The 23985-nt window shown below is 60.0% G+C and carries 32 protein-coding genes and 1 pseudogene; 3 read left to right on the top strand and 30 right to left on the bottom strand.

Annotated features, from left to right (window positions below; genetic code table 11):
• The first annotated feature begins 71 nt into the window (after positions 1–71).
• A complete protein-coding gene (locus SM754_RS18755; RefSeq protein ID WP_323677688.1) occupies positions 72–827 on the top strand; it encodes a CBS domain-containing protein in 756 nt (251 codons plus the stop codon).
• 144 nt (positions 828–971) lie between these two features.
• On the opposite strand, the gene SM754_RS18750 is transcribed toward SM754_RS18755, so the two are convergent.
• The 5 genes from SM754_RS18750 to SM754_RS18730 form a co-directional block, all read right to left on the bottom strand.
• The gene (locus SM754_RS18750; RefSeq protein ID WP_323677687.1) at positions 972–1196 is read right to left on the bottom strand and encodes a DUF8139 family protein; all 225 of its coding nucleotides are present in this window, start codon (positions 1194–1196) and stop codon (positions 972–974) included.
• Between the two features lie 161 nt (positions 1197–1357).
• Complete coding sequence (locus SM754_RS18745) at positions 1358–1654, bottom strand: PadR family transcriptional regulator (protein ID WP_323677686.1); 297 nt, start codon at positions 1652–1654, stop codon at positions 1358–1360.
• A gap of 107 nt (positions 1655–1761) precedes the next feature.
• Complete coding sequence (locus SM754_RS18740) at positions 1762–2787, bottom strand: DUF6610 family protein (RefSeq protein ID WP_323677685.1); 1026 nt, start codon at positions 2785–2787, stop codon at positions 1762–1764.
• A gap of 59 nt (positions 2788–2846) precedes the next feature.
• Positions 2847–3827, bottom strand: coding sequence for a phage NrS-1 polymerase family protein (locus SM754_RS18735; RefSeq protein ID WP_323677684.1), 981 nt, complete (start codon positions 3825–3827; stop codon positions 2847–2849).
• A 525-nt stretch (positions 3828–4352) separates the two neighbouring features.
• On the bottom strand, positions 4353–5234 hold the full coding sequence (locus SM754_RS18730; RefSeq protein ID WP_323677683.1) for a hypothetical protein: 882 nt from the start codon (positions 5232–5234) through the stop codon (positions 4353–4355).
• 222 nt (positions 5235–5456) lie between these two features.
• On the opposite strand from SM754_RS18730, the gene SM754_RS18725 reads away from it, so the two are divergent.
• Complete coding sequence (locus SM754_RS18725) at positions 5457–5984, top strand: hypothetical protein (protein WP_323677682.1); 528 nt, start codon at positions 5457–5459, stop codon at positions 5982–5984.
• A 102-nt stretch (positions 5985–6086) separates the two neighbouring features.
• On the opposite strand, the gene SM754_RS18720 is transcribed toward SM754_RS18725, so the two are convergent.
• The 10 genes from SM754_RS18720 to SM754_RS20635 form a co-directional block, all read right to left on the bottom strand.
• On the bottom strand, positions 6087–6398 hold the full coding sequence (locus tag SM754_RS18720; protein ID WP_323677681.1) for a hypothetical protein: 312 nt from the start codon (positions 6396–6398) through the stop codon (positions 6087–6089).
• Complete coding sequence (locus SM754_RS18715) at positions 6356–6595, bottom strand: DUF8129 domain-containing protein (protein ID WP_323677680.1); 240 nt, start codon at positions 6593–6595, stop codon at positions 6356–6358. The genes SM754_RS18720 and SM754_RS18715 overlap by 43 nt, the downstream gene beginning before the upstream one ends.
• 6 nt (positions 6596–6601) lie before the next feature.
• Positions 6602–7669, bottom strand: a complete 1068-nt coding sequence (locus SM754_RS18710) for a hypothetical protein (RefSeq protein ID WP_323677679.1) — start codon at positions 7667–7669, stop codon at positions 6602–6604.
• Positions 7670–7691: 22 nt separating this feature from the next.
• Positions 7692–7994: a hypothetical protein gene (locus SM754_RS18705; RefSeq protein ID WP_323677678.1), complete on the bottom strand. Its 303-nt coding sequence runs from the start codon at positions 7992–7994 to the stop codon at positions 7692–7694.
• Positions 7995–8244: 250 nt separating this feature from the next.
• Complete coding sequence (locus tag SM754_RS18700; RefSeq protein ID WP_323677677.1) at positions 8245–8727, bottom strand: toxin-antitoxin system TumE family protein; 483 nt, start codon at positions 8725–8727, stop codon at positions 8245–8247.
• A gap of 3 nt (positions 8728–8730) precedes the next feature.
• Positions 8731–9321 (bottom strand): DUF7342 family protein, encoded by a 591-nt coding sequence (locus tag SM754_RS18695; protein WP_323677676.1) that lies wholly within the window; start codon positions 9319–9321, stop codon positions 8731–8733.
• A gap of 115 nt (positions 9322–9436) precedes the next feature.
• Complete coding sequence (locus SM754_RS18690; protein ID WP_323677708.1) at positions 9437–10108, bottom strand: helix-turn-helix domain-containing protein; 672 nt, start codon at positions 10106–10108, stop codon at positions 9437–9439.
• A 177-nt stretch (positions 10109–10285) separates the two neighbouring features.
• Entirely contained in the window at positions 10286–11035 is a 750-nt protein-coding gene (locus SM754_RS18685; RefSeq protein WP_323677675.1) for a hypothetical protein, read from the bottom strand.
• A gap of 200 nt (positions 11036–11235) precedes the next feature.
• Positions 11236–11952, bottom strand: a complete 717-nt coding sequence (locus SM754_RS18680; RefSeq protein ID WP_323677674.1) for a hypothetical protein — start codon at positions 11950–11952, stop codon at positions 11236–11238.
• A gap of 229 nt (positions 11953–12181) precedes the next feature.
• Positions 12182–13078 (bottom strand): AN1-type zinc finger domain-containing protein, encoded by an 897-nt coding sequence (locus SM754_RS20635; RefSeq protein ID WP_501993823.1) that lies wholly within the window; start codon positions 13076–13078, stop codon positions 12182–12184.
• A gap of 157 nt (positions 13079–13235) precedes the next feature.
• Here SM754_RS20635 and SM754_RS18670 point away from each other — a divergent pair.
• Positions 13236–13349: pseudogene (locus SM754_RS18670) on the top strand (IS5/IS1182 family transposase); the annotation flags it as partial.
• 174 nt (positions 13350–13523) lie between these two features.
• Here SM754_RS18670 and SM754_RS18665 read toward each other — a convergent pair.
• The 15 genes from SM754_RS18665 to SM754_RS18595 form a co-directional block, all read right to left on the bottom strand.
• A complete protein-coding gene (locus tag SM754_RS18665; RefSeq protein ID WP_323677707.1) occupies positions 13524–14393 on the bottom strand; it encodes an ArdC-like ssDNA-binding domain-containing protein in 870 nt (289 codons plus the stop codon).
• 136 nt (positions 14394–14529) lie between these two features.
• A complete protein-coding gene (locus tag SM754_RS18660) occupies positions 14530–14814 on the bottom strand; it encodes a DUF8069 family protein (protein WP_323677672.1) in 285 nt (94 codons plus the stop codon).
• A gap of 4 nt (positions 14815–14818) precedes the next feature.
• Entirely contained in the window at positions 14819–15682 is an 864-nt protein-coding gene (locus tag SM754_RS18655) for a DNA polymerase sliding clamp (RefSeq protein ID WP_323677671.1), read from the bottom strand.
• 56 nt (positions 15683–15738) lie between these two features.
• The gene (locus SM754_RS18650) at positions 15739–15879 is read right to left on the bottom strand and encodes a hypothetical protein (protein WP_323677670.1); all 141 of its coding nucleotides are present in this window, start codon (positions 15877–15879) and stop codon (positions 15739–15741) included.
• 2 nt (positions 15880–15881) lie between these two features.
• On the bottom strand, positions 15882–16631 hold the full coding sequence (locus tag SM754_RS18645; protein WP_323677669.1) for a PD-(D/E)XK nuclease family protein: 750 nt from the start codon (positions 16629–16631) through the stop codon (positions 15882–15884).
• 86 nt (positions 16632–16717) lie between these two features.
• On the bottom strand, positions 16718–17341 hold the full coding sequence (locus SM754_RS18640) for a hypothetical protein (protein WP_323677668.1): 624 nt from the start codon (positions 17339–17341) through the stop codon (positions 16718–16720).
• 53 nt (positions 17342–17394) lie between these two features.
• On the bottom strand, positions 17395–17901 hold the full coding sequence (locus tag SM754_RS18635; protein WP_323677667.1) for a hypothetical protein: 507 nt from the start codon (positions 17899–17901) through the stop codon (positions 17395–17397).
• A gap of 184 nt (positions 17902–18085) precedes the next feature.
• Entirely contained in the window at positions 18086–19042 is a 957-nt protein-coding gene (locus tag SM754_RS18630) for a transcription initiation factor IIB (protein ID WP_323677666.1), read from the bottom strand.
• A 228-nt stretch (positions 19043–19270) separates the two neighbouring features.
• Entirely contained in the window at positions 19271–19879 is a 609-nt protein-coding gene (locus SM754_RS18625) for a DNA-binding protein (RefSeq protein ID WP_323677665.1), read from the bottom strand.
• 83 nt (positions 19880–19962) lie between these two features.
• Positions 19963–20922 (bottom strand): replication factor A, encoded by a 960-nt coding sequence (locus SM754_RS18620; RefSeq protein WP_323677664.1) that lies wholly within the window; start codon positions 20920–20922, stop codon positions 19963–19965.
• Positions 20923–21013: 91 nt separating this feature from the next.
• Positions 21014–21226 (bottom strand): type II toxin-antitoxin system HicA family toxin, encoded by a 213-nt coding sequence (locus SM754_RS18615; protein ID WP_323677663.1) that lies wholly within the window; start codon positions 21224–21226, stop codon positions 21014–21016.
• A gap of 33 nt (positions 21227–21259) precedes the next feature.
• Positions 21260–21517 (bottom strand): type II toxin-antitoxin system HicB family antitoxin, encoded by a 258-nt coding sequence (locus SM754_RS18610; RefSeq protein ID WP_323677662.1) that lies wholly within the window; start codon positions 21515–21517, stop codon positions 21260–21262.
• A gap of 281 nt (positions 21518–21798) precedes the next feature.
• Positions 21799–22167, bottom strand: a complete 369-nt coding sequence (locus tag SM754_RS18605) for a hypothetical protein (protein ID WP_323677661.1) — start codon at positions 22165–22167, stop codon at positions 21799–21801.
• Complete coding sequence (locus tag SM754_RS18600; RefSeq protein WP_323677660.1) at positions 22160–22477, bottom strand: hypothetical protein; 318 nt, start codon at positions 22475–22477, stop codon at positions 22160–22162. Before SM754_RS18600 ends, SM754_RS18605 begins: the two co-directional genes overlap by 8 nt.
• A 443-nt stretch (positions 22478–22920) precedes the next feature.
• Positions 22921–23952 carry a single stranded DNA-binding domain-containing protein gene (locus SM754_RS18595; RefSeq protein ID WP_323677659.1) on the bottom strand — a complete coding sequence of 344 codons (1032 nt, stop codon included), beginning with the start codon at positions 23950–23952 and terminating at the stop codon, positions 22921–22923.
• Positions 23953–23985: the final 33 nt, after the last annotated feature.

The following is a 23985-nucleotide window of genomic DNA, read 5'->3' as shown; positions in this document are numbered from 1 at the left end:
TGAGCTGTTAGTTCCGAGAGAGTACATTCGCCGGAATACATATTTAGGAGCTGACTGCAACTGGCATAAGGATGGTTCTGATTCCTGTTCGCGAAATCGACGCACCCGCGTTCAAAACGGTCCCAGCTGACACGACAATTCGTGATGCAGTTGACGAGATGCTCTCGAAGAATTTCTCTCAGCTTGGGCTCACTAAGGACGGTGAGTTGATAGGTGCCGTGTCTTATCGGTCGATTTGTCGAACCGTGCTTGTGGCAGAGGAACTCTATGACGATCCTCGAAAACTCAGTGACAGAGCTGTTGAAACAGCCGTGGAACGGCCCCGGACAGTCCATGAGGACGACAGCCTCACGGACCTGTTCAGCATCCTTGGTGAACGGTCATATGTGCTTGTCGAAGAGCAAGAGGGGTCGACCCGGATTATCACGGACTACGATCTGCGTGAGTTCTGGCGCCAGGCAACCGAGCCCTTTCTTTTAATCGAAGAAACTGAACTTGCGATTCGGGGTATAATCCGGTCGGAGTTTGATGGTGAGCTCTCCAAGGCGCTACGAACGATGACCGAAGGTGCGGAGCATCTAGAGACAGTGGATGCGATTGAGGATTGTAGTTTCGGACACTATGTGCAGTTCACCTCTGAGCACTGGGAAGACGGTTTTGAGGACTTTTTTGATCAGCGTCCTGATTTCGTGCGCAATCTCATCAACCGGCTCGGTGAAAATCGTAACCGCCTGTTTCACTTCCGTATAGATAACCGAGAGGAACTCGATCTCGATGTCATTCATTTTGCACATGGCTACTTCACATCACTTCACCGTAACCAATGAGAAAAGGTGGTGGTGACACACATTTAGCCGATCTGAGTTTGTAGTGTACCTGCTTCTGTGAATAGTTTCAACGTCCAGCAGGCACGTTGAACGTAACATTGTAGCACAATTCGCTGTCCGCTGTGTATTGCATTGAGGGATTGGTCAGTGAATTGGCGGACGAAGGTCGTGTGCCCGAAAGTCAAGAACGGTGTCGTCATCTAAGCGAACGCGATAAATTATGCCGTCAGCTTTGTCTCCCGTTTCAAGGCCGGCGTCATCTTCGAGAAGCTCGATAATCTCTCCGTGCTTGCCGTGGTAAGCATGGTCCGGGTCAGTCTCGTCCGGAATATCAAGACGAACTCTGTCGCCAGAACTGTAAGCTTCCATAGAACGTGAAATTGGTGTCCCTCGATTTGGCCGTATCGATGTTTCTATGCCTCTTGGTCTACAGAGGGAAGATCCATCTGCAATGTATCTAATTCGGACTAAAAACCCTGCACAGGAATTCGACGGCGGAGCGGACTCCAGATGGACTGTGATTCCGGGTTTCACTGGGTCTCCTGAGGTACGGACAATTTTGCGTACTGGGATTCCCAGTTCCGGCGGTCTTCGAGTTCCCTCCGGCCACGGCGAGTGATGGTATAGTAGTTGGTCCGGCGGTCGAGTTCACCTTTCTCGACGAGGCCCTTGTCGACGAGGGTGTCGAGATTGGGGTAGAGTCGACCGTGGTGGATCTCTTTCTCGTAGTAGTTCTCGAGTTCGTCTTTGATAGCGAGGCCGTGTGGTTCGTCTTGGCCAGCGATGACGTACAGAAGGTCGCGCTGGAATCCGGTCAGGTCGTGCATGACTAGCTCTAGATGTATCGAACGGTATGAATCTTCTGAGGGTTGATAGCAATCACCAATGGACTCGCGTCTCTGGTTGAGGGTGGCTCTGTGCTACAGATGGCCTGTCACGCACGAACTCGGTGTGGGTGGCCATGTTCACGACGGACGCCAGCACGGTGCTCGAGGAACCCTCGATGCTTCTGGCTGGCATAGGCGAGCACGGTCCCATCGTCGTATTCAACGAGGACGCCACGACCTTCAGCGCCATCATCTGGACCGAACTCGCAATCGAACAGTTCTGCTTCGGTCGGGTCGAAGTGCGTTCCGGTAGCTGCGAAGACGGGGTCGTCTGGTTCAAGTACCGCACTCTGGTTCTCGTGACTCGTCCAGACGTCGCGCTGCTTCCAGTACGCTTTCGCGTGCTCGAGGCTCAATCGGATTCGCTCACGGAGTGAGCTGTCGTCGTGGGTTCGCCAGTGGGGCTGTTCGGGATACCAGACGTCGCCAAACCGAAGGGCGTTCGCGAAGAACCCGTTGTAGTCCATCCCCACGATATCCGCGGGTTCGAGGCAGGTCAGCGTCGGCTGAGTGAGCTCTTGGATGAGCGTCCAGCGGCGCTGTGGTGCGCCGCCGAGCAGGTGGAGGCGACGACCACGCCAATCCGCGAGTTCTGAATACTCCTCGGGGGTGCGGTCGGCTTTCCCAGCGTGACTCCCCGCCGGATACCCGAGCACAATCCAGTCGGGGATAACATCGAACGCACCCTCGCACTTGGGCACAATCACCAGCGTCGCATCCGGATACGCTCGCCGAAGCTCTCGAGCAACCTCCACGTACTCTTGGGCTTCCGCTTCGGTGAAGGCGTCTCCGATGATGCCGACGTTTGGTTCGTGGCGCTTGAACACACGCGTCCAGCGCTCAACGTCGGGGTCTCGGAAATCATTATCCAGCACTGATATCGGGACGTCGACGTTCGCGTACTGGGACTGTTGAAGGGTGTAGTCCTCGCAGACGCCAGTCGCGTAGCCGAGGCGGTGAGCGTCAAGAGCGAACGGGACGCGGTGAAGGAACGCGGCATACTCGACTTGGCGAGCCTGCTCGATCGCCTCCCTCGTGGGCGCATCGCCAGTGGTCTGTGATGAGATGGCCATCAGTCGGGCTGGCCCGGCTGCTGACAAACAACCTCAAGGAGCATGGTGAGAACGGGGGGTTAGTCGACGAAGGCGAGCGCGCGCTCGATGGTGCGCTCGCCGTACGTGCTGCCATCGGCGTAGTGGACCGTATCCCACTTCTCGCGCATCAGTTCGGATTTGCGGAAGCAGGCGTCGACGAGGGCGGGGTTCTGGTTCGTCCAATAGGCCAGGAGACACGCGAGTGCCATGTCGGCCTCCGACTGACTCGGGTATCCCGAGGTGTCGCCACGCCAGAGTGTGTCGAACTTTGCGCCGTTAGCGGCGTTCCGAGCGCGTGCGACGACGGCCGCCACCGCGTCACTACTCCCGTCGACGTCACCGACGTCGCCTAAATTCTGGGTGCCGGACACGGCAACCTGCTCGTCGCGCTGGTCGGTGGTGTCGTCTCGGCTGAGGTACTGTTCGTGGATCTGTACGAGGGCGTCGCTGGACTCGCGAATCGTCTGTGGGGTGTGGTCGAGATGCCGCCCGGTGACGGTGAAGAAGCGGGCATCGTCGTAGACTTCAAGACTCCCGCGTCGGCGGCGTGTTCCGGGGAGGTCGCCCTTGGCGAGGACGTGGACGCCGAGGCAGGATGGCGAAACCTCGGCGTAGGAGTCGAGTGTGGTGGTGATGTCGTGGGCGAGCGGCGAAAGTTCGCCGGTGATGGGGTTGCGGCAGTCGTCAAGGTCAACACCCACGAATGGGTCGCTGTCGGTGAAGACGAATCCAAGGCCGTCGACGGCGTCCACGTGGCGCGACTGGTGGGCGGTCTGGTAGTCCACCCACTGGCTGGGCTCGTCGACACTCGCACACCTCTTTGTCGACGGGTCCAACGGCACCTTCGTACGCTTCCCGTCACGCCGTTCCGTGCGCCAGACGATCCACTGCGCTCGCTCTAGGAGCGACGGCGGGACTTGACCTACGTCGAATTTGGACTGTGTCACGGGAGGCGACCACCTGGTGTTGGGAGGCGGTCGAGGGCGAGTTCGCGTTCGACCCGGCGCCGGTGCTTGCATCGACGGTGTCGGTCCGGACACGTACACGATTCCTCGAGGACGTCGACGAGGTACGTCGAGCCACTTTGTTTCTCCACACGGTACGTACCGTTGCTGGCGTGTAGTGACACTATCATCGGTTCCTCGAGCGCGCGCTGCGTCCGTCCGGGGAGTGAGGTGCCATGGACGCGACCGTGGTTGTCGACCGCGAGGAGTGGCTCGGCTGGCGTGCATGGCTGAATCGTCTGTTTGGGGTGAGTCTGTGACATCGAGACCTCCGCTCAGCGAGGGGGCGAGATAAACATCTCTCCCCTTCCTACGGGGTAAATGTCCTCGAACAAACGCCTAGATGGATACGGGGGTGAATTCAATTGGAGAGAGATTTTCTCTGTAGAACACGCTCTGAATCGTCTGTCAAGTAAGAGTGCGCATCAATGAATTCACCATTCACGACTGGCTGCCGGAAGGGTCATCAGCAGCACATCGACGGGAAGAACTACGGTGATGCGGCTATCGCCGCTGGAATAACCGAGGGGGGATCAAGTCTCACTCCTCGACCATCCAGTCAAACAGAGTCCGACATCGCTCACCGGCGTCTGTGAAGGACTGATACCCGATCTGCGTGTCGATCAGGTGAGTATATGAGAGCCACCCATCACAAATCTCGCCAACGTCGTAATACTCCTCGTCCAGCCATTGCCCCATCGCAAAGCCCTGATTTATCTGCTCCTCGCAGTATATCCCAAGGATCAGGACAGCATCCTCGGGAGCGCGATCGCGGGCCTCCTCAAACTTGCTCTTGAGTTTACGGTCGATGGAGTTCTGCGTGGTCTTCGGAAGCCCCCACCCGGAACCTTCGGACAGAGAATCAGCGAAGTCCGGTTTCGTCACCTCGATCCACACGTCTTCCTCTTCCGTCGTCAAGCGCAAATCAAAATCCTTCCCGCCAACACGCGCGTTCAACGACACCCGTTCACGCCCGTAAACTGTCCGTAGGTGATACAACAGCACGAGTTCCGCAAAGACGGAATTGATGCGGTCGACATTCTCCTTCCGCAGCTCGTTGAACCAGTCCTTCGTCGCGTCGGCCTCATTGTCCACCACCATCAGGCACTCATCGATCACCTCCAGATCGCGCCGCTTGAACTTCCCCAGAAGCCTCTCGCCCTGGACGTGGCCGTCACCAAGGAACTCGTCGATGTTCGGATAGCCGCGAGGTGACGGGTATAGCTGCGAGTGTCTATAATCCGTACCAAGAACACGCTCCCAGCCGAACGAGAAAAGCGTGTACGTGTAGTCGTTAACCTCGTCGGCCACTGAAACGCTCAGAACCTCGCAGCCGAAGCGATGCGTCCGCCCTTCGGAATCCCCGTCGTGACGAATATGGACGATCTCACCGGGTTCGTACGGCATCTCAGCCGGTTTCATTACTAATCGGAACGGGTCGCTGGTTTATAACCTCTGCAACTGAATCTACAGTTCTCATTCGGCCTGAGTCTGTCTCGTCACGCATTCCAGACACCGACACGATGGAAATCCCGTTAGGCATACCTACAGATCTAACGATTATTTCAGCGAAACAAGGTTGTGGAGTGTGACAGGGCTGGCATAGAACCCAATTTTATACTATCTGCCGCTATTGCCAAGTGTATGAACACGAGGGGAGAAGCGACCGAGGGCATTGCCGAGAAGCTCGAAATGGCTCACGATCATCTCGAACGTGTCGACGGCCTTCTGGATGAACTTGCTGATGACATTGAAGAGATTATTACTGAAGAATTAGAAGACGCAACTGTGGAGACCTCCTACGACATTGAGACGGGTCGTATCGAGGCTAAACTCCCCTACGACACAATTACGAGCCGAATCAACGAGCGAGTAGAACTACCGTATTTCGTGGGCGTAGAGGACGAAAGAGTCGTGATTAAGAACATCAGCGAACAATTCCCCGTAACTGAAGACGGCGAAGTGAAGTCCGGTCGTCAAAAAACCCGGGCGATAAAGCAGGTTATCGATGAAGTTGAAGAGAGGAACGACGATGGAGCTCCTTTGGGCGAGGTTCTAGGAATGTTGACTGCAGCTGGTCTGACTAAAGAACGGGCCGAAATAGAGATTGAGAAGCTGAAACAGAAAGGGGAAGTCTACGAGCCCAAACATCAAGTTCTCCGGACAACCTGAGACTAGTCGAGAAAACATTTGCCGATCTACGAGGACTCTGTATCCATCGATTCAGAGGCCCGGCACCATGATTCCGACTAATCGTCGATTCATTCCCCGTATTCAGTATACTAGCGAACTCATCTTAGTCTCTCGACGGAGAACGAAGTCAACACCTCCAAGGTGTCTCTGTTCGCTTCTCGTGCTATGACCAAGTGGCACGTTGACCGACTCGACCTCGCCGATCACGTTCCGACGGACGTCGGTGACGACAATCGGGGTCTCGCCGAAGTCCGTGTTCGCAAGGACCTCTCGACCGAGGAACGATCGATCGTCGCCGAATACCTTCGCGGTCTCGCCGCTGGTGTCGACCCGGATGCATCCAAGTTCGGTCAGTTCGAGGACTGACGGAGTTGCCTGGCGCGCTCCTGGCATAGCCGGAGGACGCCTGGGCGGGCGCGGTGCTGGTTCTCGGCAGCGACCACGCGTTTGACGTCGTCGACAGACTCCAGGAGTTCAAGAGCGGCCCGAATCAGGTCCGGGTTCGCGGTCTCGACCAGCGTCTCTGGTGGGAGGGCGTCCAACACCGGCACGGTTCGATCGTCTGGCGTCCGGTCAGTCGTCGCAGACATCTCCGGCTACCAGTGGTCGACGCGCTCGAGTTCGTGCGAGGTCGAGCGCAGGACGTACAGCGTCGTGTCGAGTTGCTCGCGTTCGACGAGCCGGTGCGTTCGCACCACGAGTACCGAGAAGCGGCGTCGGCCGCGCGTCTCCCACTCGACGTCGTATCCGACCACGGGTGCGCCATGTTGCGTGTCGCCGACGAGTTGGTCGGGTTCGTCCCATGCGACGTCGACCGTCTTTGACGCTCTTGGAACGTCGACAGTCGTGCCCCCGTAGACGGAGACGTCACGGTGGTGGGTCTTGAGTCGGCCGAGTGTCTCCAGCGTCTCGGCGCTCACCTTCACGGACGCCCCTTTCTGGGTTTCGAAGAAATGGAACGACGATGCTGAGTGTGGCGCTCCCTCGTGGCTGGTGATGCACTGCTCGTAGGCGTCGTCGGCGAGTTTGATGAGACGCTGGATACCGTCGAGAATCGACGGGTTCGCCTCTTCGACATCCAGGGCGTATTCGCCCCCCGAACGCGCCAGCGACCCGGTGATGGTCCGCTGCGGGCACTGTGACTCATCCTCGGGGCGCGCGATGTGTCCCGGCCGCGAGAGCAGCACGCCCTCGGGCCCAGCGAGCACGAACGGTTTGCGGCCGCACGCGACTAGCGTGTACGCGTCGTGGTCGTAGTGGCCACCGCCGGTGAGCAGTCGTAGGGCTTTCTCGAGTTGGGTGGCGTCGATGCCGTAGCCGTACCGGCGGCTCGCGCCGTCCATCTCGCCGAGATACCGTTCGAACTCATCGAACGCCGTGTACGTCTCCGGAATCGGCCACACCGTGTCGCCGAACGCGTCGACGTACTCGCGTACTGCGTCGGCGTCGTCGGTGACCCAGTAGCCGTCGATGGGCGAACAGCTGAGTTCGCGTTTTCGGCCTTTGACGGTCTGGTAACCGCTGAGTTGCGTGCACGCCACGCCCTCGACGATGGTGTCTCGCGAGAACGAGCGGTGGTCGTCCGGGGGTTCGGTCGGCGTGAACGTGAGGTCGTGGCGGGTGGTGAACGATACGGTCGACTGATGGGTGGATTGCGTGGACATTCGTGAAGGGTGAGAGGGCTGTCTAGTGCCAGTTTGAGAGGTGGTCGAGTGCCTGTTCGGTCGTGGCGACGAACGCCGATTCGGGGTCGCTCGCGTCGGTGTCGACGAGCACCCGGAGTTCGAGGACGTCCGGGAGCGACATCTCTGGGAGGTGGCGTTCGAGGGCGCGCAGCGTCGCGCTGACGGCCTCGTCCGGGTCAGTGGGGTCTGCGTCGAGGACGTCCTGGCGTGCCGCCGTCAGCCCGCTCGCGAGCGACTGCCCGGTGTCGAGACTGGGATTCGGGACCGTGATGTCGTCACCGGAGTCGAGGGCGACCGTCGTCATCGATTCTGGTACGGGCCGCCAGTGAAGATCTCGCCCGTCCGTTGAGCAAGTTGATGCTCGACTGCGGGTGGGAGCTTGAGTCGGAGAGCAGGCACTACTGGATTATCGGCTGGTGGGTTCGCTGCCATCTAAGGGTTCCTCCACTCCGCCAGGGGACTGATAAACAGTACTCGCAAGCGAGAACGTCAGGTTGCCACGAGGTCCTGCGCCTCCACGACGTCTGTCACCCATAGATGGGCTAAGGCGGCTGTCAAGGAGGGTTGCTAGCGGCGTTCAGTGGTTCATACGACTCTCGGTGGTAGGCTGTCCGCCAGAGTCTCAGAACGGCACGGGTGACCAGGATTTCGAGGGACTGCTCGATACAGGAATCCTCCACCCCCTCAGGGTTCGAGGATGCGTCCGGCGGTGGATGATAGTGCGCTAGTCCATATGCGTTGATGTAGTCGCCGTCGTGAGGATGGTTCCCCCAGCGGAAGTTGACGTCCTCGGTGTCTGTGTAGTGGAATTTGTAGTCGTCTCTGGTCGTCCACTGGATGTCGATGCGCGCAGCCGTCGCTGCCTGAAGGCCGTCATCCAACTGGACCTCGACAGTCGTCGGATTCAGATAGTCGTCGAGTGCTGGCGTGGCGAGTGGTTCTTCGCGGTCGATGACGTCACGAATCGTGAGGAGGGCTGCGCGGTCGATCGGGCCCCGAAGAGAGTGGGATTCGTCTGTTTTCGGTATATCCGCCATCGATCAGGCGGTGAGACTGCCGTCCATGTGTTGTCGGTCCCCATCGACGAATCGCTCCGCATTCGCGATCGACAATGCGGCGTTTGCAAACGCGAGGTTACGTCGCGTCGTCTGCCACTCCTGTAAAACCTCAGGATCAATCCTCGTCTGCTCTTCGTCGGTATCCGTTAGCGTCTGATTCGTCTGGGCGACCGTTAGCTCTTCGGGGGAGTCGACGCCGTATTCGGCCCGAAAGTTTTCGAGTTGCTCCCGCATGTCGGTGATTCGCGAGACGAGTTCGTCTGTCGAGACGTGCTGGAGGATGTCGGCGGCCTGTTCGACGACGAGTGACTCGGGCGAGCGACGGTACGTCGTCGCTCCATGCTTGCCCGGCGTAGTTGTGACGAAGCCCTCGTCTGCGAGCGCGTCCAGATGCTTGCGTGCAGTCTTCGTTGCAGTCTGGGCCTGGTCAGCGGCCGCCTCAGCTGTGACTGGCGAGTACGTGTGCGCGACCACCTGTCGAACACGCTCGTACGGGGTCGTCTCGTCGACCCAGTCGTCCGTAACGGCGTCGTTTACATCTTCGTATGGTGGCGCATCCGCTGGATTCCTCATATCTCACCAATCACAATGAAGGAATATAGGACTTCCGACCAGCACTATATCCCCATAGATTCAGTGCGCACCAGCTCGCACACCCGGCGAAATGATCTCCATACCAGGTTGGGAGCTAGGAACCGTCTGTGCTCGTCGCCCCGTGGTGTGAGGCGTCGATATCCCTGTCGTACTCGTCGGCGATGATCTCCAAGGCGGGCTCGTACGCTGGCCGGTTCGCCATCATCTGGTCGACGGCGTCGTCCAACGGGATGACGGGATTGCCGTCGACCCACTCGGCTTCGATTCCGTCGGTCTTCGGGAACAACACGTAATGGACGTTCCCGTTGACGGCGCTGGCATCGGGACGCTCATTGATCGTCGTGTCGACACCGAACTGGTCGAAGAAGGCGATCCACCGCTCTACGTCCCTGTCGTGGACTTCGATGAAGACCGGATAGTCGTCATGACCACGGGCGATCTGGTAGCCGCCGTGCGTCCAGACGTACGCCGCGTCAATCTCCGTGTACGCGAACTCCATCCCGGCGAAGTGCGGGATCACGTACGCATCCTCCTGGGAGATGGTGTCGCGACTGTACAATGCAGCCATCATCTCGGCGTACTGCTGGCGCAACTCATGGTCGACAACTCGAAGTCCATTATCATCATTACCGATAATCTCTGCAGCTTCTAACCGTTCGATCCAGTCGTACACCCACGAGTACGAGACACCAATCTTGCTCGCAACACGATTGATAGAATCACCACGCTGTATCCCTAAAACGATCTTTGCAGCGGTGGCATCCATCATATCTATCATTGTGTGGATCCTCTCGATAGCCGCGTCAATTGGCTCGCGCTTAGGTATCTCTAATGAGATAGTAGACTATAGAACTTGCGGCGATACCGACCACTGGACAGTGTTGGTGAACCGCCTGTCAGCCCTTCAGAGACCGAGAATCACCACGCACATCAGTAACTGCGTTCAGTTGCGACGATGCGTCTCGATGTACTCGGCCATCTCGGTGCCGATCGCGTCGTCCTCGTGGGCGCGTTCCTGCTCGATGGTGTCAGGCCACTCCCGGTCACAGCTATCTGTCTTGGACTCGGGCTTTGGTCCGGTTCGCGTTCGGCGACAGGCCTTGCACGTCCAGAGATCGGGAGCGGTGAGGAGTGGGTCGTCGATGCGAGCGTCGACGCGCTCGCGGCCGCGGTGCGCGTGCGGCGTCGTTCCACACTTACGGCACTCGAGGACACGCGTCGGACGGTTCTCGAACGTTCGGACCTTGTGCCGGAGGACGCCGGCGACCAGCCATCCATCGTCGACGTCGGCGACGTTCTCGAGCGGGTTGCCATCGGGGTCGTACACGACGGGTTGGGCGGTGTCCTGCTCGCGGACAGCATTCAGGAGGGCTTGCGCGTCGCTAGTTCCTGGCTTGGCGAGCGCGTCGATGTCACGCCAGTCGGCGCCGGCAAGATGACTCAGTTCGAACGCGCCGAGATCGTCCAGGAGGCGGACGCTCGCCTTCGAGCGTGATGGCGTAGTGCCCTCGAGACCACGCCGCCGGAAAGCGGTCCGGGCGAGCGCTTGCGCGAGCGTGTCCAGCGTTTCATCGACGACGACCACCGCGACGCGGTCGGGCTGCCACTCGTACGTGGCCGATGGCGTGCTCGTGGGGTTGGAGCTACTGTGGTCAATCTGGCAGTCTTTGCACTGGTCACGGTTGGCGGGCATAGGCTGGCCACACCCAGGGCATTCCTGGTGGTCGCGTTGGGTATGGTCGTCGAGGGCGGGGTCGGTGACGGCGCCGGTACCATAGACGTCTTTGGGGTCATAGAGTGGGTTTGGGTCCGTGACCATCGGGCTACCGTGTCTGTACGCGGAATCGTATTTAAACATGAGGCAGAGGAGAGGTGAAGAGAACGCGAGAGGAGTTAGCGGTGGAGATACCGCCAGAGGCTGGCTGCGGTCTCGCGGACGGTATACTGACAGTTCTCCGGCAGCGCTTCGAGCGTACGTTCGAGATCGGCGCGCTCGTTCGGGTCAGTCCAGGCGATCGCAAGTTCGACCTGGTCGGTGACACCCGCCAACATCAGCACGCTCGTGGTGTGTTCGCCGATGCCGTCGACTGCCCACAACGCCGTATCGACGTCGTGCATCTCGACGGTTTGGGCGAGTGCCCGATCGTAGCGTGGGGCAGGCGACGTCTCGGTGCTCTCGGCGGTCGAGAATGTCGAGATGGTGCTCGTCTGGCTGCCGTCGAGGGCCTGTTGGTCGTCGTCCACGTCGGGATACAGCGTCTCCTGCTCGCCTTCTCTGCTGGTGTCGTCGAGTGGGCGGTCGTCACAGAAGATGCTGCTGGCAGTGGGTTGGTCAGGTCGTGATTTGCGTTCACGCGCGTCGATATTTGCGCCGAAATCCGCCAGCGAGGTCTCGACGGACTCGCTGGTCGGCTCGAGCTCGCCATCGTCGGTGAACGCGAACTGCTGGTGGATCGAACTGGGAGTCGTCTCAGTCATGAGTGATGTGTCGCAGTCCGTACGGGACGAGAGAAACAGTATCGAGTATGCTCTTCGCCGCCGGACTCGACATTGAACGCCTCCCGTGGAGACTGCGTTCTCTATTCGGCGGGATAGATTCGAAGCCTCCATCTGAATTAACCAACAACGGTGAGGATAGTGGTTCTCTGTTGGTTAACCCGTACGTTCACACCCTAAATCCCAGAGGCAGCAATTGATAGATACAGGCGAAGGACGTAACGCGACGGGTTGTGATAGCCTCGCTTCTTGTCAGAAGCTCCGTGCGAGATACAGAGGATGCCTTCAACAAGCCGATTTCGCTATGGCCCACCAATCTATGCAAATAGGGATGAGTTTATCATTATATATTTAGTGCCTGCCTGGACCCCCAAACGATCAACCAGACTGGAACCAAGATTGCAGAAATGATGCCCCATACAATCAAGAATCCCACCGCACCTTCAACAAAAATAAATAGGGACATACCTGCGAACACTGCAAAAGAGTCCGACATGTACCATGCAATTATCGGGATGGCAACTAACGTAATCGTCGCAGCCAGATAGAATGCATAGCCCATAGCTTTCTGTGCCTCAATTTTAACGTCGATTAACAACTTCCAGTAATCTATTTTAAACCAATTGAGTGCCGATTTGGGAGATAGAGACTTGATCTTGTTCATGGCCCAAATACTGTACCGCCGGCCACTCCGATGGCCCTGTCCGCCTGATTGGTGTTCTGGAGAATCCGAATGTGTTGCCCACGACGTGGACCCTGCCCTTGAGGAGTTCGTGGCATGGCCGTTATTAGCCGAACGCTCGTTTGGGTTTGCTCCCGGTGTGTCCTGGCAAACGTGGTTATTCGGTGGGCGACAGTCATTGCAGTACTGCGTCCCGCACACGTTGCAGGCACGTCTGATGTAGAAATAGTCCTTGCAGTTTGGACACTGATATTGGTCTTCTTCTGGTGGTTTTTCCCGCTCCCGCGAGCGGTTCTTTGACGCCTCCCTACCCGTGATGTCCGTTCGAAAGTCCGTTTTTTCGACGTGTTTGTTTCGAACTCGCTCGTGACGCGCTGCATGCTCAGAAAGTCCTTTACTAGAGTGCGCATCTGGCCCAAGGGGTTTCGCAGAGCTAGTTGCGAGTGCATTGCACCGATGGGCTTCCGGTAGCCGGTGGTCGCTACAGTATTTTTTGCCACATTCGTTACAGGTGTATGTGAGGCCGGTGTTGTCCCCGCAGATGTGGCACGGCGGCATCTATTTCTACATCTTGAAGAGTAGTAATAAGTTCAATGGCCTTGTTTAGACGCAGTGGCATTGTTGAAACCCTTGTTAACTTACATTACTGCTGAATAGCTTCGACTACGATGGATACCTCCCGAAATCATGGCTCCTCGCCTTCGTTGAACGAGCTATGATGCTGGCTCGCCGTGCTGTTGCGCGGTTTTCGACGTGATAATCGCAGAAACGATACACTCTTCGGCAATACGTCGTCCTACTTTGCTTGAAAGTCAAGAAGACCTTGACGTAACGTGACCCCGTTGACGAACTCATCGAAATGCCCGGTATTTGTGCCGCCCTAGATCTCGATGGCTTTGTTGAAAGCCTATTGGTTCGAAACACCTTCCACTGAAACAGCCGGTAGGTAGGCAGTCCTACTTACCAGCAGTTTCAGTATGGAATCAGTCGAACCAATTGGCGTTCAACGATGTGATTCGAGCGCGTCGTCGAGACGCTCAATGAGAGACGTCGCGGTGGATTGGATGCGGTCGAGGCGTTCACGGACGTCCTCGTCGTCCTGGTCGGCCCATGCGGCGAGGTAGAACCGCGAGTTCTCGGCGTCGAGTCCGTGGTGCCGGGCGACGACATATGCGGTGGCTTCGGCTTCGAGTTCACGCCGCGGACGTTCGTCCTCTTCGAGGCCCGGTTCGTGGAGGACGGCGTGGGCGAGCTCGTGGACGGCGACGCGGGCTTCATCTGCGTCGTTCGATTGTTCCTCCACCTCGATCGCTTCCAGGTCATGCTGGTAGACGCCAGCAGCTTCGCCATGCATCCACTCTTCGCTCGGGACGACGTCGAAGGAGAGGCCACGTTCGACGGCGACCGCACGGACACGCTCGAGGAGGTCGCCGGGGTCGCCGTGGGTAGTGGTGTCGAGTTCGGGCAGTGGTTCGCCCTCGGTCTGGCTCACGTCGAAGACGGGCACGGGTTTGAACGCCACCACGCCCGACGACCATTCCTCTGGTGAGGTGTCGTCGTACTCGCAGTCGATGCTGTCGTGATACGACGGGCTGTTCCCACACTCCGGGCACTTCGCGGTGGTGATGGGCGCCCAGATCCAGATCGCAGACTCGCCTTCCTGGACGTGGCGGTCGAACTCCTCGCGCCACGTGTTGTACCCCGCAACCCGGGTCGCGTCGGGCATCTGCGCGTAGATAAGGAGCGTGTTGTTCAGCGAGTAGTCGTGGAACCGGGATTGGACGTCGAGCCACGCCTGGAACTGCTCGCTCGCCTGCGCGTCGTCGACACCGCTGGCGAGCTCGTCAAGCCAGGCGTCAATCGTCTCGTGCATCGCATCCCGGCGGTCGTCGACGTCAGTGAACGATTCGCTCCCTGGCGCAATACGGTCGCGTTCGGGAGTTGGATTGGTCGACTCGGATTCAGGGGGTGTCGTGGCCATATCTTGAACCCTCCACCCAGTGAGGGGGCTACAAATCGGCGTCGTCGCGTGCCTCCCAGCCTTGCTGGAAGTACGCGAGGGCGAGCACGGACTTGAAGCGTTCGCCGCTCGCGATGTGGACGTACTGTTGGGCGTCAGGCACGACCTCGACGAGTGCGTCTTCGATGAGGCCCTCGACGACGTCCCGAGCGTAGGACTCGCTGAACTCGAAGATGGTATCGTAGCGGTCTCGATCTCGGACGAGTTGCTCACGCTCGAACACCTCCATGTCGTCGACGGCACGACCTGGCGGGGAAACGTACTGGTCAGTCATGCAGTCAGTGGCGGATGCGCGGGGCGATCATCGTCCGGACGTCGATGGCGTCCCCGAGTTCGTACGTGAACTCGATTGGGTTGTCCTGGCCAAAGCGCATCTCGACCTGGCACGACCGGGGCATTCCTTTACGGGCGTCCTTGATATAGTCGAGGCTGTACAATGACGAACTCTCGGCGAGAACATCGATCGCGCCCAAGTCGTCGACGGTGTACTGCATATCGTCGCTGTCGCCCTCGGCAGCGAACACCACCGCCTCGTCTTCGAGACTGCCTGCGACCTCGATGTGATCGGCGATGAGATTCGCCGCCTTGTACCCCTGACTCAACTCAGCCTTCGCGAACGTCACGTTGACGTTCATCTCCAGGTCGGGGATTTCGGGGTCTGGCCGGATGGTTTTCGGGTCGAGACACGATAACTCGAACTCCAGGCCGTCGATTTCGACCTCGATTTTGCGGGTCTCCTCGTTGAGTGCGAGTGAGACGAGTTGGCCCTTGTTTGCCATCCCGATGACCTCCGCGAAGCGCTCGAGGTCGAGGCCGACCAGGCCGCCCGGCGTCTCGTAATGTTCGAACACCAGCTTGGGCATCCGGATCTCGATCATGCCGACGTTCGCCGGGTCCACAGCCCTGATACCCAGCCCCTCGTCGGAGAGGTGGACTCGAGCTTCGTCCACGAATGCCCCTAGCGCCGTGAGAACGTCTTGGAGGAGGCTCGCATCGATGGTCGCTTCGAAGCCGTCAGCGGCCGATTCGGTATCGAAGAACGCCTGTTCTTGGTCGTCTAAGTCTTGTTCAGTGCCGGCGTCGGTTTGGTTCGGCGTGGTCGGTTCGTCGGTTCCACTGGGAGTAGTTTCGGTCGTGCTCATCGTTGGTTGTCCTCCGCCCAGCGAGGGGGTCGAAAAACGAGGAGACGTATCGTCGGTCAGCAGTCAGTCTGTGCGGTAAGTCGCGAGTAGAGGAGTCCGCAGAGAGTAGTGCCGTCGTCGAGATACGCGACAGCTTCGAGGAACGCGAGTGCGGCGAGGATGCTCACCGTGGCGAGGACGACGGCGTTGACTGGCATCGCTACGCGCTCGTCTTCGATGCCGTTACGGGGAGGTCTGGGCCGCCGGCGAGGAGTTCGTCAACCGTCTCGACGTCCGGGAGGTCCAGCGTTTCGCTCTCGCACATGAAGCACCCGCACTGTTCGAACGGAATCGATGCTTCGTCGAGTGGAATGCCGTAGTCAGCGACCGCGTCACAGACTTGGCGGGCGCGCTCGACGATGGCGTCGAGACGTTCGGGGTCGAACTCGACGTACTCGTCGTCGCTTTCCTGTTCGGGGTAGGTTGCGATCTCGAAGTCTTTCTTCTGGATGTAGACGAGCTGGGCTTTCGGTACCCGGAGAGCCTGCATGTAGATGGTGAGTTGGTCGAGATGGCGTTCGACCGGGCGGTCGAGATACCGGAAGTTCCCATGCGTCTTAAAGTCGTAGAGGGCGTTCTCGTGGGGGTCGTAGCAGTCGTAGGTGCCAACGAAGTGGACGTCGTCGACGCGCACGGAGACGTCGCGCTCGAACTGCAGGCGACTCGTCGCGCCAGCGTCGAGGTCCGTCAGGCGGTCGGCGTGGTCTTCGAGGAACGCGTGGAAGAGTTTGCCGACCTGGAAGGTGCCGTGGAGGTCGGAGTGGTCGAGGAGGCCTAGTTTGGAGAGGTACGCCTGACGCGGGCACTTTGCGGCCTGACTGGGGTGGATCGTCCAGGGGTCGTATTCGGTGTGGCTGTCGTCGTCCTGGAGCGCGTCGAGCAATCGTGGGATGGTGTCGTGGAAGTTCATCGAGAGCTCCGACAGCCCAACCGAGGCACGTCACCACCTCATTCTGGACTGCCATCCGTGCCTGGCAGACGAAAAACGACTCGGGCTTACTCGGCGACCATCAGCGTCTCGCCGAGATCGGTCTGCTTGGAGTACTCGATGAGGTGGTCGCTCTGCGTGTACGCTTTCCCTTCACGCGTGGCCGCTGCAGCGAGCACCAGCGAAAGGTTCGGCCCGGCCACACCGTACTGCTGGGACATCTCGAGGAAGCTCTGCCGGCTGTCGTCGCTGTCTTTCACCTCGCGTTCGAGCCGATCGAGCGCGTTGTAGAGGTCAGCCCACGCACTGATCGGCGCGGTCACGGTGACCTCCCAGTCCTCGGCTGTGTGGCCGCCGAGGCGGTACTCGTCGCTCGCCTCCTCGAACAGTTCCTCGACGACGCGGTCCTGGTAGTCGTCGCTCCGGTTCGTGTTCTCCGACGTCTCCCCCCAGCCGAGTTTGGGCTTGCCCTTCCGGGGCTGGTTGATGAAGGCCAGGAGGTCCTCGTAGTCATCGATATCGCGTTTGACGTGGAGGGTGGTCTCGGTCTGTTCGCACCAGTCGCCGTCTTCATCGACGGCGAGTCGGGTAGCAGGCCCGCTGGCTTTGAGCGTGAACGCGCTCCAGTCGAGGGGCGCGTCGGGTTCGGTGGCGGTGCTGGCTGCATCTGGGTTCTGGGCTGTCGTGGACATGATTAGTAGGCTCGCGCACCTCGCTCGGCGAGGAACAAACCCCATCGCGAGAGTTAGGCGGTCCGGGTGTCGAGGACCGAGACGGCGTACCACAGGAGTGCGACCGCCCGTCGCGTCTCGGGGAGTTCGCACCAGGGCGTGGTGGCGGCGGTCGGAATCGTCGCCGCCGAGTCCTCAAGCGTGACTGTGACGGTCCCAAACTCGGTCTCGACGGAGAACTCGCAATCGTCATGGTCGACTCGCGGCGCCAACGCGTCGGGATCTTCGCGGAGCGGGTGGATGCGTTCTTGGTCGACCACGAACTCTTCACGCGTCCGGAGGTCAAGGTCGCCGACACCGGTCGTCACGAGGACGGCCTCGTCGGTGACCGCGAGTACGAGTTCGGCGACGCCGTCCCAGGAATTGTAGTGGTAACGACCTGCCTCGACGGTCTCAGTCTCCGGGTCGGGGACGTACGTGTGCCCCTCGATACGAACGGCGAGGCCAGTATCAGGGTGTTGGATGTGCTGGATGTGGTACTCGGGAACGTCGAGTGCGTCGACCGCTGTGTTCTCAGTCATGGCTCTCCGCCACCTGGCATGGCGGGCGAGAAACGAGCGAGACCAAGTTACCCCACAATATTCTAATCGAGTTCGTTCGTGGGGTAACTATGGATTCCAATCGCTCTCGTTGAGCGAACACAACTTGAATCTGAGTGCCCACTACGTGGGCCACTGCGCTTCGAACCGTGCTCCGAGTGTGCTGCTATGGTCCTTTGAGCTGGTTCAACCGTTCGAGATGTGACCGGATGGTCTGAGCGCACGTGTCCGCGACATCGCCGATTTCGTCCTGGGTAAGCGAATACGAGTGGTCGCAAGCGGCCTGGTAGAGACAGCTACCGGCGAACGCGCACGGGTCACAGCCCATCGCGACGTTCGCCTCGGTGGCCGCAGTGGCGAGATCACGAGCGGTGATGCGGACGCAGTCGGGGACATCAAGTTCGCTAGCGTGCTGGGGGACGAACGCAACCGGCGGACGTGGTGGGGCCGGGATGTCGAGTTCGGCGTTCAACGTGTTGTACGTCGACTGGAGGCTATCGGCGTCGACCTTCGCGTGCTCGGCGACGTCGCCTATGGTTCGGGGTGTCCGATTGCACCGGCATGCAGCGTAGACCGTCGCGGCAGCGACGCGTTCGATGGACTGACCCACCAGGAGGTCTTCGGACTGGGCGGTCCGGAAGAGCCGGCAGGCCTGTTCGCGAAGGCTCTTCGAGAGGTCGAGACAGCTCAGAATCCGCCGCACCTCCGTGATTCCGGTCGCGAGGTTCTGGTCGGCTTTGGATTCGAACATTCCGCGCTTCTGCTCGCGACGAAGGCGTCCGAGCTGGCTCCGTTTGCGCGCGGTGAGTTCGTTGCCGTTCGCATCGCGATGTCTACCGATCTGAGTGGTGAGGCCGTGGTCGTGAAGTGTCTCGGTACGGGCGGCGCCAGTCCGCCGCTGTCGGTCAGTCTCGTCGCGTCTCCAGTCGGGTCCATGGTCGATACGATATTCGTCAACGACGAGTCCACAGCTCTCGCAGACGGATTCGCCGCCGATTGTGGCGATGGTGCCCTCGCACTCCGGACACGTCAGGGGTTGCTGACCGGATCGGCTCGTAGACTCGCAAGTGGTTGTGGTTGTCTGAGACATGATTCGATAGCTGAGACAGATCGTCTCGGGCACGCCGCAGGGCGAGTGAGAAACGGCGTGACGCAAGGCGGTGCGGGGAGGTCGTGGCTGCGCGCGCAGCGAAGCGAGCACGGAGCGGAGGGTGGGGAGGTGGGGAAGCCGCGGCGCAAGGCCTGTGATTCCTCGCGCGACCATGACGCACGTGGGAGGGCTTTCTCTACGAGTACCTCGCGTCCAGCGTGCGCGACGCTCCGTTGCGAAAACGTCTCGCTCCGCCCCTGGTTAGTCCGCGCTCGCCGGCGTCCTAGCCGAACCGACGTTCGCGTCAGCGTCGACTTCTAGGCTCTCGAGTGCGCGTTCGACGCTCTCGTGGTACGCGCCGACGTCGAGGTGGTCGTAGACTTTCTGGGCGCGCTCGCCCTCGGGTTCGTCTGGGTGGATGCTCCGGCCGATGCGTTCCATCGTCGCGGCGGCCGTCTCCACCACCCACGTCTCCCGCGTCGGTTCGTCAACGACCTGGATGGACTCCGGCCGGAGCGACACGTATGCCTCGTCGCTGTCCTCGGGCTCGTACACGCGAGGTTTGCCCGTCACCGCGACGTACGTTGGGGCTTCGAGTTGGCGGAGTGTCGCCATCGCTTCCTGTTGGTACTCGCCGGCGTACACGTTCACGGCTCCGGTCGGGTCGACCACCCTGGCTTGCCAGTACTCGGAATCGCTTCCGATGTCTTCGACGTTCGTCAGCGTCCCCACGAGGAACACCCGGTTGGCCTTCCCGCCCGTGGGGAGCGTCACGAACGACGGCGCTCGCTCTTCGTCGGACTCCGTGAACTCGTCGGTGCAGTCAGTCAGCTCTTCGGCGAACAGTCGAACCGCTGGTTGTCGTTCCATAGATAGTGAACCTCGATTGCGTCGGGGCATCTCTCACCCCTCCACCCCGACAAGGGGAATATAAATCAGGGCGCGTCTGCCGTTTAGGCTGCGGCGTCCGCCATCTCCGACCCCAGTTGCTCGGCGAGTGAGCTGGCTTCAGCCCGCAGTGCCGCCACGTCCGCATTCTCGTGGAACGCTTCGACTTCGTCGACGAGGTACCACGACCCTGTTTGACGGGCCTCCGCACGGTAGTACCGGCCGACGAGGAGGTCGCGCATCCGATCTTCCACCACCGAGGTGTCGAGTGCGTCCATCGCCTGCTGTTTCGCCTCGCCCATCGAGATCCCCGTGATGGCCTCGGTGGCCTCCTGGTCGAACAGCACCCGGTGAGCGTCCTCACCGTCGTCTAGGACGGCCTTGAGACGCATGTCGAACTCGCCGGCAACGTCGCCGTGGTCCGGACACGACCCCGACCCCACCACACGTGAGCAGTCATCCTCTGGGCAGCGCTTGATGAGCCCGCTCGGCGATTGGATCGCCACGAGCGCGCCCTCCAGCGTCGTCACTGTCTCCGCAACTTCGACGTCCTCACCGAGGGGCTCGATGCCGGTCTTCGAGTTGAGCTTCACCGAGTACTCGCCCTCGTACTCGTCCGTGACGACGTTCGTCAGCCGATACGACGCACCCTCCTCCAAGCGCGGGAGGTCACTGGACGTGAACGCCGTGAACATCGTCGTCCCCGAGTGGTCGCCGATGAGGCCCTTCTGCGCGATCGCCTCGTGGTCGACATCCCAGAGCTGGAGTACCTGGATTTCCATGTCGCCCCAGACGTTTGAATCGTCGAGCTCGCCCGCGTCGAGCGAGGTATTCGACCCGCCGAAGAACGACGTCGCATCGAGGTCGGTGTTCTCCAAGAGGCGATGCTGGACGGACGAGAGGGCTTCGTTACGCTGGACTTGGTAGCCGTCGACGAGCGTCGCGAGCATCTCGGCGATCTCGCGCTCGCTGTGCATGAGGTTGGCGCCGGCGTCCTCGAACTGTTCGGAAATCTCTGCAGCCATCTCTGCGAAGTCACTTGCAGGCATTGAAATCACTCACACGGGATACAGCACATCTCTCCCCGCACCACACCCGGGGGATGACAAAATGCGGTTAGCGGTGTCGGTCAATCCATTCGCAGAAGGCGTCGAAGTCATCGGCACCCGCCTGAGAGGCGATACTGCGGAGGGTCCCGGTCGAGATCGATTCGTGCATCGGGACAGTGACGTTCCGTACCTCTCCGGTCTCCGGGTCTTCGAAGCGAAGTTGTACGTGGCTCCCAGTGCGATTGATGGGTCGAAATCGGTGCTTCCGGAGGACCTTCACGAGATCGCGACCAGAGAAATCGCGACGCACGTCTCAGGAGAGGAACGGCGGTCGGTCTTCTTCATTCTCGCCCGTGACTTCATCGGGGTCGATACCAAGTTCTTCGAGGAACGCTTCTTCATCCTCGATCGGCTCCCCGGCTTCGCCCTTGTGGAGGGCGAGGGCTTCATCGAGATTGTCGAGTGCTTCCTCGCGGGTGTCACCCTGACTGGCGACGTTCGTATCGACATCGATGGCACTCCAGCCACCATCAGGTTCATCGATCAGTCGAATTTCGCGCGAGGAACTCATACGCGTCTCCGTAGGGGAACGCGGTGGAAAAGTCTTCTCCCGGTCGGATTCAGTTTCGAGCATCTCCAACACCGTCAAGGCCGTGAGAAACCAATCACGGATCCAACCCGCGATGCAAACCTTCGCCCCTGTGGGAACGATCTGCCACGAAGGAGCTCCGACGTCATGATGAAGACAGGTCGCGGATCGGCGTCCACTCGGGTAGTACCAGTGGTCCACTGAATCGGTAGATACAGAATTAGATTATACCACGTCGGTCTGGAATATCGGCAATTTTGAACCTACGTGACTTCATCCCAGTCCCGGATATGCCCGGTGGCGGTCTTGCGCTCCGCATTCGCGCTCTTCCAGACAATCCACACCATCGGAGCGAGGAAGATGCCAACAACAGCGGTAAGCGTCAGAGCGCCGGATATGCCGAACTGGGCTGACGCAATGGCCGCAACCCAGATAATCATAATGAAGCCAGCGAGGAGGATGGAACTCACCAAGAGCAGCCCAAGTAGCAGCCCGCCGACGATGCCGTGGCTTGACGGCTCGTAGCCACAATCCGGACACCTCTCCGCCATTATCGGAATCTCGGACATACACTTCTCGCAATCGCCCATCTCCCGTATATCGGCTTCTGTTTCGGCGACCGCTTCACTCATCGTTCTCGACCTCATCAAGGACATCTGGGTCGGACGGTTCGACTTGGTTCTGTTCGTCACTGGTAAGGAACTCGTACAGGAGATAGTAGTCGAGGGGGTTATCCAGGACCAGTTCGCAGACGTCGTACAGCGGTCCCAGATCGCCGGAGAGGTGGCGTGGTGGGTTGACGTACTTCACGTCATCAATGTCGATACCGTCGACCTCGGCGAGCTGCTGTTCGACCGCCTCTTGTCGCGCAGCACAATCGTACTGGTCTTCGGGCCGCGGGGCATTGCTTTTCCGGCACCACTTCAGTCGGCATCCTGTCATACTAATGTATAGTAATTCAACCATTATAACTGGTTTCCCCTTTCTCGGAGGAAACAAGGGATGGTGAGAGTTGCTTGTAAAATATGCACGCCTACTATACGAGGGATTCAGACCGTTGTCTGTGAATAGAACGGACCCGTTGTGCTGTACGCAGCCTTTCTAACCAACACACTAGTCTTGTCAGGCACTGAAAAGTGGACGTGGTGACGTGAGGGAAAGCCCGGCGACGAACCCGACGGAGTGAGTCGCCCGGAACCTGGAGGCGGGTGGGAGGTGGCGTCGTGCTGTCCGCGTATGACTTCCACGCGTGCGACATCGACGCACGTGGTGGGTTTTCTGCGGTCACTACGGTGCGGTCGCCGGGGTCGTGGCTGCCGCCCCCGCCAGGGGGCGGGAGCGGTGGGCGGGGAGGCGGTCGCCCAATAAAAATGAGAGCGGCGTGTTTATGCCCGGTTCTGGCGCTTGCGGTACTTCGCCCCGAAGACGGTGCCGTCGCTCCGCCGGGTGGCCGGCCCGTCGCCGCTTTCGAGGATGCTGATGCGCGTTTTCGAATCCACCGCCACCTGCGCTTGCCCCGAGTACCATCCTGCGAGTCCGCCCGTCACCCGCACCCTGTCGCCCTCACGGAGGATAGCGTCCTCGAGCGCGCGCCGCCACACCGTCAACTTCGCCTTCGACGTTCCATCGTCGAGGATCGCGACCTGCTGCTGGCTCGTCGAGTGTGGATAGTACAACGTCTCGACGCGCGCCTCGACCGTCACCCGGACGTCGTATTTCGGGTTCCCCATCCACGACTCGAACGACTCGATCGCGCGTGGGACGCCGCTCATCCCGTCCAGTTGTTCTTGGACCGACAGCACCGCTGCGAGTGCGTCCTTCCCGTCCGCTCGGTGCTCGGCGAGCATCCGACTGAGTGCCGCCCGAGTCGGCGCACACGACCGCGCCTTCGACAGTCTGTCTGCGTCTCGGTTGCACTCCGCGATGACGTCCGCGTCAAATTCCGGCCGCGGGTCCGCCCGGATCGGCGACACCTCGTCGTCCAGGCCGCGCTCGACCATCCTCGCTCGCTGTTCGCGCGCCTCTCGCTCGCACTGCACACGACTCGACCCTGCCCTGTTTACGCCTGCTTCGTGCGCCCACATAGCCCGCTTGCGCTGCTCCCTGAGTTCCTGCTCCTCGGCGAGTCGACGTTCTTCCTGAGCGAGCGTCGCTCCCCACGGGTGGTCGAGCCCAGGGCGCGTACTCCAGTCGTAGTCGCGCTCGCCCTCGAACTCCTGCGCGTTCGAGGGTCTGAGTTCCTCACCGCGCGCCGTCTCCGCCGCCGCTGCCGCCAGCACGCCCTGTGGGTCCTCGACCTGTTGGGCGACTGGCGTCTCCCGCAGGTGCGGCGCTTGCTCGTGTACCGACCGCGTGAACTCGTCATTCTCGCTCGTTTCGACCGAAACCGTCTTACCGAAATCACTGTTATCGTACATTGGAATTCTCACTGGATTCCGCTTGAGGCGTGT

This window comes from Halorubellus amylolyticus, from assembly GCF_034808145.1.
GTDB lineage: Archaea > Halobacteriota > Halobacteria > Halobacteriales > Natrialbaceae > Halorubellus.
The sequence above is the reverse complement of the archived record's forward strand: the minus strand, read 5'-3'. Positions and strand labels throughout refer to the sequence as shown.